The organism is Thermodesulfobacteriota bacterium, from assembly GCA_040756475.1.
GTDB lineage: Bacteria > Desulfobacterota > Deferrisomatia > Deferrisomatales > JACRMM01 > JBFLZB01.
In genome coordinates, this window is sequence record JBFLZB010000171.1 from 1 (window position 1) to 9,786 (window position 9,786).

At 69.4% G+C, this 9,786-nt stretch carries 8 protein-coding genes; 6 read left to right on the forward strand and 2 right to left on the reverse strand.

Annotated elements, in window-relative coordinates; genetic code table 11:
- On the forward strand, positions 1-1,448 hold a 1,448-nt coding region (locus AB1578_18710), incomplete at its 5' end, for a TRAP transporter fused permease subunit (protein ID MEW6489926.1).
- Positions 1,449-1,710: 262 nt separating this feature from the next.
- Positions 1,711-2,139: a universal stress protein gene (locus tag AB1578_18715; GenBank protein ID MEW6489927.1), complete on the forward strand. Its 429-nt coding sequence runs from the start codon at positions 1,711-1,713 to the stop codon at positions 2,137-2,139.
- 179 nt (positions 2,140-2,318) lie between these two features.
- Here the strand turns inward: AB1578_18715 and AB1578_18720 are convergent, their stop codons facing one another.
- Both AB1578_18720 and AB1578_18725 read right to left on the reverse strand, forming a co-directional pair.
- Positions 2,319-3,209: an Hsp33 family molecular chaperone HslO gene (locus AB1578_18720; protein MEW6489928.1), complete on the reverse strand. Its 891-nt coding sequence runs from the start codon at positions 3,207-3,209 to the stop codon at positions 2,319-2,321.
- Positions 3,206-4,963 carry a GAF domain-containing protein gene (locus tag AB1578_18725; GenBank protein MEW6489929.1) on the reverse strand — a complete coding sequence of 586 codons (1,758 nt, stop codon included), beginning with the start codon at positions 4,961-4,963 and terminating at the stop codon, positions 3,206-3,208. Before AB1578_18725 ends, AB1578_18720 begins: the two co-directional genes overlap by 4 nt.
- Positions 4,964-5,389: 426 nt before the next feature.
- Between AB1578_18725 and AB1578_18730 the strand changes: the two genes are divergently transcribed.
- The 4 genes from AB1578_18730 to AB1578_18745 form a co-directional block, all read left to right on the forward strand.
- Positions 5,390-6,700, forward strand: a complete 1,311-nt coding sequence (locus AB1578_18730) for a hypothetical protein (protein MEW6489930.1) — start codon at positions 5,390-5,392, stop codon at positions 6,698-6,700.
- Entirely contained in the window at positions 6,697-8,241 is a 1,545-nt protein-coding gene (locus tag AB1578_18735; GenBank protein MEW6489931.1) for an ATP-binding protein, read from the forward strand. Before AB1578_18730 ends, AB1578_18735 begins: the two co-directional genes overlap by 4 nt.
- Positions 8,242-8,438: 197 nt before the next feature.
- Complete coding sequence (locus tag AB1578_18740) at positions 8,439-9,197, forward strand: response regulator (GenBank protein ID MEW6489932.1); 759 nt, start codon at positions 8,439-8,441, stop codon at positions 9,195-9,197.
- 360 nt (positions 9,198-9,557) lie between these two features.
- Positions 9,558-9,786: prepilin-type N-terminal cleavage/methylation domain-containing protein (locus AB1578_18745; GenBank protein MEW6489933.1), on the forward strand; the 229-nt coding region annotated here is incomplete at its 3' end.

The following is a 9,786-nucleotide window of genomic DNA, read 5'->3' on the forward strand; positions in this document are numbered from 1 at the left end:
TGGCCTTCTCTGGGCTCGGCGGGTTCCGGGGCGGGCCCGCCAAGGCGGCCGTGGTGGCCTCGGGGCTCACGGGGCTCGTCTCGGGCTCTTCCATCGCCAACACCGTCACCACCGGCACGTTCACGATCCCCTTGATGAAGAAGGTCGGGCTGCCCGCCTACAAGGCCGCCGCAATCGAGGTGGCCGCCTCCACCAACGGCCAGCTCATGCCCCCGATCATGGGCGCGGCCGCCTTCATCATGGCGGAGATCCTGGGCATCCCATACCTCGATGTGGTGCGGGCCGCCCTCATCCCGGCCGTCGTCTCGTACCTGGCGCTCTTCTACGTCGTGCACCTGGAAGCCCTGAAGCTCGGCATCCGGGCCATCCCCCGGGCGGAGCTCCCCCCCTTCGTGAAGACCTTTCTGGGGGGCCTCCACTACCTGATCCCGCTCGGGGTGCTGCTCTTCTACCTGGTGGTGCTCCGGCGCTCGGCCATCACCTCGGCGCTGCTGGCCATCGAGTCGTTGACGGTGATCATGCTCGTGCAGCGCCCGATCCTGGCGTGGTTGGGGCTGGGAGCGCTCCAGCGGGCCGGGGAACTCGAGGGTGCCGCCAAGGGCCCCGTGCTCGCCGCGGCTGCCGTGCAGGGAGTGCGGGATGTCTGGACTGGGCTTATCGACGGCGCCCGGAACATGATCTCCGTGGGGGTGGCCACCGCCGCCGCCGGCATCATCGTGGGGGTGGTGACGAGCACGGGGCTCGTGGGGCGGTTCGTGACCCTGATCGACACGATCTCCATGGGCAACGTGGTGCTCATGCTCGTCTTCACCGCGATCACCAGCATGATCCTGGGGATGGGTTTGCCTACGACCGCGAACTACATCGTCATGGCGACCCTCACGGCCCCGGTCATCGTGGAACTCGGGGCCCAGCACGGCCTGGTCTTTCCCCTCATCGCCGCCCATCTCTTCGTGTTCTACTTCGGCATCCTGGCCGACGACACGCCCCCGGTCGGGCTCGCGGCCTATGCGGCGGCGGCCATTGCCCGGTCCGACCCCATCAAGACCGGCCTTCAGGGTTTTTCCTACGATCTGCGCACGGCGATCCTGCCCTTCATCTTCCTCTACAACACGGACCTCCTCATGGTGGACTCCGTGGACGCCCTGGGGCACATCGTGTGGATCACGAGCCCGCTCAAGATCGCCTGGATCTTCGTCGTCTCGGTGCTCGCCATGTTCGCCTTTGCCGCGGCGCTGCGGGGCTTCTTCGGCGACCGGTGCACGTGGTACGAGCGGCTCTTCCTGCTGGTGCTCTGCACCGTGATGTTTCGCCCGGCGATCTACGCCGACTTCCTCCCCTTCGGGCGCGAGCCCGTGCAGGCCATCGGCGTCGTGCTGTACTGGGCGCTCTTCTTCTACCAGAAGCGCCGAGCCCGGGGCCGGCCCCAGGTTCCGGCCGCCGCGTGACCGCGACGATGTCGGTCCTCACCCCGGTGGGGGGCGGGGGTTCGTAGGGGCGCACAGCCTGCGCCCGGAACCGGCTGAGCGCCGCCGGGAGTTCGGGCGCGCCGCAGGGATCCACGTGGCCCTTGGTCACCCGGTCCAAATCGAAATCGATAGCGAAATCGACCCCGACCCCCGATTGCGATTTCGATTCCGCCCGGCACAAGCGAAAGGAACGGTCACGCCTCGATGGTCTGAGGCCCAGCCTCGCTGGAGGAGAAAGTTCATGTACCGACACATCCTGGTGCCCGTCGACGTGGAGTGGCAGACCGAGCGGCGCCCCGGCCTGGAGACCGCCGCCCGGCTGTGCCAGTGCTTCGGGGCGCAGCTCCACGTGATGACGGTGGTGCCCGACATGGGGCTGCCCCTGGTGGGTCAGTTCTTCCCGAAGGGGGCGGAGGAGGCGATGGTGGAAGAGGCCAAGGCGGCGCTCCACGACCTCGTGAAGCAGAAGATTCCGGCGGGGATCGAGGTCCAGGTGGTCGTGGCCCAGGGGTCGGTGTACCGGCGCGTACTGGAGATGGCCGAGACCATCGGGGCCGACCTCATCGTCATGGCCGCCCACCACCCCGAAGGGAGTGAGCGCCTGCTCGGCCCCAACGCGAGCCGCGTGGCGCGGCACGCCCCCTGCTCGGTGCTGGTAGCCCGGCCGTAGCCGCTCCACTATCTGCCGGGGGGCGGGGGTCTCCCCGTAGGCGGCGCAGGCGGCCTTGGCGACGCCCTTGCGGACTGGAGATCCCCTTGCTTCCCCCGCTGGAACGCACCGGACTCCCACAAATTCGCGGGATCCTGCGTCGCCGGAGGGGAGGCCCCCGTCCCCCGCACCGTTCACCCTCACCCCCTGCCGGAAGCCCGCTCCCACTCGGCTTCGAGGGAGCCCTTGCGCCACTCGCTGGCGCAAAAGGCGCAGCGCGCCCGCAGCTCGCCCTCCTGCTCCAGCACCTCGCGCACCTCCTCGGGTCCCAGGGCCGAGAGGGTCGCCTGGAGGCGCTCCGGGCCGCACCGGCAGGTGAACCGGGGGGCGCCCAGGGCGGTCGTGCGGTAGGGGATCCCCGCCAGGGCGGCCGCCACCAGCGCTTCGGGCTCCGCGGACTCCCGCAGGAGGCGGGTTAAAGAACTGAGTGCCCCCATGTTCTCGGCTACCCGCTCCACCTGCTCGGGAGGCGCGCCGGGCAGCGCCTCCACCAGCACGCCGCCGGCCACCGCCACCCGGTAGTCCGCCCCCACGTGGACCCCGAGCCCCACCGCCGAGGGGATCTGCTCGCTCGTCAGCAGGTAGTAGGCCAGGTCGTCGCCGAGCTCGCCCGACTGGAGGGCGACGCACGACACGTAGGGCTCCCGAAGCCCCAGATCCTTCACCACCACCAGCTCGCCGCGCCGGCCCACTGCGCCGCCCACGTCGAGCTTGCCGCCCCGGGAGGGCACGTCGGCCTCGGGGTGGGCTACGTACCCGCGCACCGTGAGGTCGGGCCGCCCCTCCGCCAGCACCGTGCCCAGGGGGCCTCCCCCCCGCCACTGGAGGAGCACGGTCTGGCGCCCCTTGAGCAGGCTCCCCAGGAGGAGAGCCCCCGTGAGCGCCCGGCCCAGTGCCGCGGTGGCCGTGGGAGAGGCCTGGTGAGCCCTTCGCCCCTCTTCGCACAGGGCGGTGGTCACCGCGGCGCGCACCAGGAGCCCCCCGTCCTCCGAGAGGGCGCCCACCAGGCGATCCGGGGGAGGGGACGTCATGCGCCTTCGATCAGGGGCAAGGAGATGCGGAAGGTCGTGGTGTCGCCGGGGGCGTCGGTACGCACCTCCACGTGCCCTCCCATGGAGTGCACGAACCGGTAGACGATGTTGAGCCCCCGGCCGGCCACGTCGGCGGAGAGCAGGCGCGAGATTTCGTCCTGGGGGATGCGGCCGCTGTTGGTGATCTCCAGGTGCGCCATTCCGGCCTGGGCAAAGGTGCGTACCGAGAGGGTTCCCCCCGCAGCGGGCACTGCCTTGGTGGCGTTGTTGAGCAGGTTGTCGAGCACCCGCTCCAGGGCCAGCCGCCAGGTGCGCACCTTGAGCCCCGGGGTCAGGTGCTCCGATTCCACCCGGATGCCCGCGCGCTTCTGCTCCCGGATGGCTTCCTCGTTGATGAGGAAGCGCCCCCGCACCACCTCGGAGAAGTCGAGCTCCTCGGGCCGGGCCATGGGGTAGAGGCTCATGGCCATCTCCTGGAGCCGGGTCCCCTCCCGGATCACCACGTCCAGGTGCTGGAGCATCTCGTCCCGCCGGTCGTCGCCCCTCTCGAGCATCTTGCGCACGCGTCGGGAAAACCCCGCGATGGCGATGGCCGGGTTCTTGAAGTCGTGGAGGATGTCGTCGAGCCGCTCGATCTCGAGGGCCTGGGTGATCTGCTTTCCGAAGAAGGTGAGGATCTCGATCTCTTCGTCGGAGAAGAAGCGCCGCCGCTCCACGGCGTCGAAGACCAGCACGTAATTCACCCGGTCGCCGATGCGCAGCGGCACGTAGAGGATGGAGTTGATGTCGTGGGCGCTCGCGAACCGCCGCAGGTTCTCGGTGACCAGGTAGCTCGCCTGGGGGTTCTTCACCAGGAGGTACGAGGGGTACATCCGCTCGTTCTCGAAGTCGCCCATGGGGTGGTCCTGCCAGATGACGGCCCGCAGGTAGGGGTGCTCGTCCACCCGGAAGACCTTGCCCACCGTGTGGTACCCCCCCTGCTCGGGCCAGCCGCTCTCCAGGGCGGCCGAGGTGCCCTCGTCCCCCACCACGAAGAGCGAGCAGCTCTGGATCTTGATGATGTCCTGGAGCTCCTCGACCATGAGGCGGAAGAGGTCCTTCATCTTGATGCCGCGGTCGAGGGAGAGCTTGGAGAAGATCTTCTCGACCAGCCACTCCTTCTTCTGGTTGACGCGCCTGAGGTCCAGGATGCGCTTTCGCGCAATTACGTAGCTCAGGCGCTGGGCCATGAGCTCGGCGGTGAGCATCTCGAGCTCGGTGAAGGTTCGAGAGGCCTCCCCGTAATAGATGTGCATCGCCCCGCGGATGTCGTCCCCCTCCTCCATGAACCGGGGGATGACCAGCGGCACGGTCATGAGGGACCGCAAACCCTGGTCGAGCACCGATTTGTCCTTGTAGTCGGCGCTGGCGGCCAGGTCGGGGACGACGAAGGTCTTCTGGCTCGCCACCACCCGCCCCGCGATGCTCTCGTCGAAGGGGATGGCGGTCTCCCGGTGGCTCTCGTCGTAGTGGTAGGAGCCGAAGGACACCATCTGGTTGAGGTGCGGCTCGTGGAGCCGGATGGAGGCGGCCTGGGCCCCCAGGAACTCCACGATGACGCGGGAGGCGTCGTAGAGGATCTTGCGCCAGGACTGGGTGGGATCGATCCGCACGATCTCGTTGAACGTGCGGAACACGCACTCCAGCGCCCAGGGGAGCTCGGGATGGGCGATCCGAGCAAGGATCTCGGGGAGGTTCCTGGCAGGACTGGTCATGGAGGCCCCTCGACGAAGGCACTTCCTGTATACGGGAACGCCGCAGAAGCGTCAAGGAAGCCGGGTGTCCAGGATACAGCACCTAATCCTGGGGCGGGGGCCGGGAGCCCCTGCCCTGTCGAACCGGGGCCCCGTACCGCATCGACCGATCCGCGGCAGCCCGGCGAAATCGGTGCGGCTCGGCGCACCGGCTCCCCTGGTGACGCTCCTTCCGAACGTCGTGGATTGTGGGGTCGCTCCCGCCCCTCCTGGGCTTCGCGACACTCGCCCTTCCTCGCCAGCGGCGAAGCGCAGGGGCTCCCGGACCCCGCTCGCCACCCGCGTTTTCCCCTTCAGGTCCGGACGGCGTGGGCCGATACGTACGCTGGCCTCACGGCAGGGGCCGCTCCGGCGCCCCCTGCCTCTCCCCGAAGGAAGCCCCAGCCGATGGATCGTGGAATTGTCCACAAGGACCTGTTCGGCTTGCTCGCCTTCGAGCTGGGCAAACCCCGCGATGCGCTCAGGACGCAGCTCGCCGGCGACCCCACCCAGGTGTTTGCGGTGGCGGACCAGTTGGAGCGGGCCGGCTTCGCAGAGCTGGGGCTGACGCTCGCGGAACCTGTCCTGGACGGCCTCAACGGTGCCCCCCTCCTGGCCGCCAACGTGACGCTCTCCCCCAAGTACCTCAAGTCCCTCCTGGCCCGGCAGCTCCAGAGTGAAGGCGTGTGCTTCGGGCCCATCTGCCTTGTCCCCAGCGAGGCCACGCTGTGCCACTACCGCGAGCACCTGGTCCGGTCCCTGACCAGCCTGGTGGAGAAAGTGCGGTCCGCCAACGACACCGATCTGCGCATCCTCCACGGCTTGATCGCCACCAGCCCTGAGCTTCGGGACATCGAGACCTGCTTCGGCCGCGCCGTGGAAACCCTTCTGGCCTCCCCGGCCTTCCTGCCCGTGCTCATCGAGGCTCTCTCGGCTGGCGGAAGCGAGGCCGTGCTCGGGGGCGGCATCAACGCCGCCTTCGTGGCCATGGCCATCTTCGCCTCGTGGGGGGGCCCTTCCGACCCCGAAGTGCGGCGGCGCCGGCTGGTGCACCTGGGCATGGCGGCCTTGCTGCAAGACCTCAGCCTGCTCGGCGCCTCCAACGCCGACGCCGACACCCACGTGGTCCGCTCGTCGGAGCTGGCGCAGCAGTTGGGGGCCGCGCCCGAGGTCGCGGAGCTCATCCGCATGCACCACGCCGTGACCGACGAGGAGGGGCGTCCCGCCCAGGAGAACCCCGACTACCTGGCTCCGGCCGAGAAGGTGCTCGTCACCGCCAACGTCTTTCTGGAGATGGTCGGCAAAGAGGCGAAGGGGCGCAGCTTCGAGACGATGAAGGAGCTCAACTACCTGGCCGAGAACCGGTACCTGGACCCGGAAGCGGTGCGGGTGCTGTGCCGGATGTTCCTTCCCAGAGTCAAGGCCTACATCATCGAGAAGGCCGGCAAGATCGCCGACACCTGCCCCAGCCGGCGCACCCGCCCCATCCTGTGGCCCATCACGGGCGACAAGGTGCCCGTGGTGTTCCTGTGCCAGAACGAAGGCTGCCCCCACCGCACCGACCAGGTGAGCCACGTGGCCCAGGCCCTGCCCTTCTGGTTCGGCGGGCGCGAGGTCGCCACCGTGGCCAAGGGCGACTACTTCACCTGCCCGCCCCTTACGGCCCACCTCAAGCGGCTCTACGAGGTCATCGAGAGCCACATCAAGGGCAAGGGATGATGACCCCGGGTGCCGCGGGGTCGCCCGGCCCGCCCGGGGGGAGTCTGGAAGCGGCCGAGTGCGGCCGGGTGTTGTGGGCCGACGAGGGCGCCGCCGCGGTGCTGGGGCGATCTCCGGCGGACCTGGCGGGGATGCCCCTGGAAGCGCTGGGCTTCGGCTGCTCTTCGTGCGGGGCTCCGGACGAGGTGGATCGGCCGCTCCATCTGTGTGCCGATCGCGACGTGGGAACCGTCGACACGCCGGCGGGGCCGCGTGCGCTCCTGTGGTCCTGTGAACGTCGCGGGCAACCCGGGGAGGGCCGGTGCCGCATTTCCCTGCTCGACCTCACCGGACGCCCCGACCTGGACGTGAAGATCTTCCAGGCGAAGCACGAGCTCGAAGCCATCTTCGACGTCATTGCCGACCCGAGCCTCCTGGTGGACAGCGCCCTCACCGTGTGCCGCGCCAACCGAGCGATGGCGCTTCTCACCGGCAGGCGTTTCGCCCAGATCCTGGGCCGCCCGTGCAGGGAGGTGCTCCACGAGCTGGGGGCCCAGGCAGTGATCGCGGGTCTGGCACAGGTGATGGAGACCCGCCGTCGCGCCCGCGACGTGCTGCGCACCCCGGGCGGGACGATCTACCGGCTCCACTTCTTCCCCCTGTGCCGGGAGGGACGGGTCGTCAAGGTGCTGGTGCGCTACCAGGACATCACCGCGGAGAGCAAGCTCGAAGAACAGCTCTTGCAGTCGGAGCGCATGGCCAGCGTCGGCCAGCTCTCGGCTGGCATCGCCCACGAAATCAACAACCCCATGGGCTTCATCGGGTGGAACCTGGGCAGGCTCGCCGAGTACGCGGCGAGCCTGGCCGCGGTGTGGGAGCGCACCCGGGAGGCCGCCGAAGGCGTGCGCCAGGGGCGCGAGGACCCCGCCCGCGCCTGGAACGAGCGCTGCCGGGACTGGGAGGACAGCGAGGTGGCCTACCTGGTCTCGGACCTCGGCGACGTGGTGGCGGAGTGCCGGCAGGGGGTGGACCGCATCCAGCGCATCATCGACGACCTGCGGGCCTTCAGTCACCCGGCCACAGCCCGCTGGGAGCGCACGGACCTGCACCAGGGGCTCGACAGCACCATCAGCTTGGTACACAACGAGCTCAAGCACCGGTGCGAGGTGGTGCGCGCCTACGGCGAGCTGCCCCCGGTGCTGTGCTCGCCCCAGAAGGTAAATCAGGTGTTCCTCAACCTCCTGGTCAACGCCGCCCAGGCCATGCAGGAGCGGGGGGTGCTCACCATCCGCACCTGGACCGAGGGCGAGCGGGTGGCCGTGTCCGTTTCCGACACCGGCCGGGGCATTGCGCCCGAGCACCGGGCGCGGCTCTTCGACCCCTTCTTTACCACCAAACCGGTAGGGCAGGGCACGGGGCTCGGCCTGCACCTGGCCCTGGGCATCGTTCGGGAGCACGGGGGCGAGATCGGGGTGGAGAGCCGGGTCGGCGAGGGGAGCACCTTTACCGTGTGGCTCCCCGTGACCCCGCCCGACAGCCAGCGGACCCCGGCGGCGGTGTAGGGGCGCACTGGGTGCGCCCGCACATCGGGCGAATCGATGGCCCCCTTGGGGCAGTGGTCCCTCCCAGGCGGGCGCACATCTGTGCGCCCCTACGGGCGGGCTAGGAGGCGGCGTAGGGGCGCACTGCGTGCGCCCGCGCGTCGGGCGAGCGGGGCTCCCGATACCGCATCGGAACAGAGGGAAAGGAAGGAAAGCCGATGGAAGACCGCGTCAAGGTCCTCTTCGTGGACGACGAGCCCAACATCCTCAAGGCGCTCCAGCGGATGTTTCGCAAGGAGCCCTGGGAGCTCGCCTTCGAGGAGTCGGCCCAGGCGGTGCTCGACCGCTTCGCCGCCCAAGGCCCCTGGGACATCGTGGTGGCCGACCACCGGATGCCCGGCATGACCGGCGTGGAGCTCTTGAAACAGCTTCGCCTGCGCTACCCGCGCACGGTGCGCCTGGTGCTCACCAGTTACACCGACGTCGAGGTCATCCTGGCCGCCATCAACGAAGGGGCGGTGTACAAGTTCCTCGTCAAGACCTGCCCCGACACGGTGCTCCGCGAGACCATCGCCGACGTGGTGGAGGCCGTACGCCTGCGCCGGGAGAACGAGCGCCTCACCGCCCAGCTCGAGGCCCAGAGGGCCGAGATCTCCTCCATCGACTGGCTCATGGACGAGCTCGCGGGTCGGCCCGACGCCGGGGCCGTCCAGGCCACGGGGGCTGCCGAGGGCCCCGGGCCCGCCGACATCCTGGAAGCCCTTCCCGTGGGGGTGATCGCCCTCACCCCCGACGGCGCCGTCTCCCTGGCCAACCCCGAAGCCCTGCGCCTCCTGGGCAACCCCGGCCCCGCCGGGCTCGCCGGACTCGATGGAGCCGAGCTACGGCGGCGCCTGGCCGACGGGGCATCCTTCGCCGTGCGCCACCGGCCCCTGGCCCCGGCCCCCGGGGATCTCTTCGCCTTCTGGAGCGCCTGAGTTTCGGAATCCCCTTCACCCCGGTGCCGCGATTGGTCACGGGAAGTGACGAAAATCGTCACTTCCGCCTGCGCCCCGGCCCCGCCGCCCACGGGCTCCGAATGCCGAAAAACCCCGTCCGGAGCGGTGTTACGGGGCGAAGCCGGGAAGCGCCGCAAGAAGAAAATCGCGTGGCACACCCCTTGCTCACTCAAGGGCCGACCGGCGAGAGCCGATACGCTCGCCAGACAGGATGCGGAACGGAAGCCGACGGACCGGGGAGGGGGGGAGAAGGAGGGGGCGCACGGACGCGATGCACCGGGAACCCACAAGAGACCCAAACCGAGAGCCGAGAGCTCGCCACCCACAAGGAGGAACCGCATGATCCGCCAGATCCACTCCAAGATGAAAGACCGCAAGGGCTTCACCCTCATCGAGCTCATGATCGTCATCGCGATCCTGGGCGTCCTGGCCGCGGTGGCCATCCCCTTCTACAACCAGTACATCGAGAACTCGAAGATGCGCATCGCCCGGTCGAACTACGAGACCGCCGTGCGCACGGTGAAGACCGAGTTCGCCAACGTGACCGCGGGCAACCTCGGCGCCACTG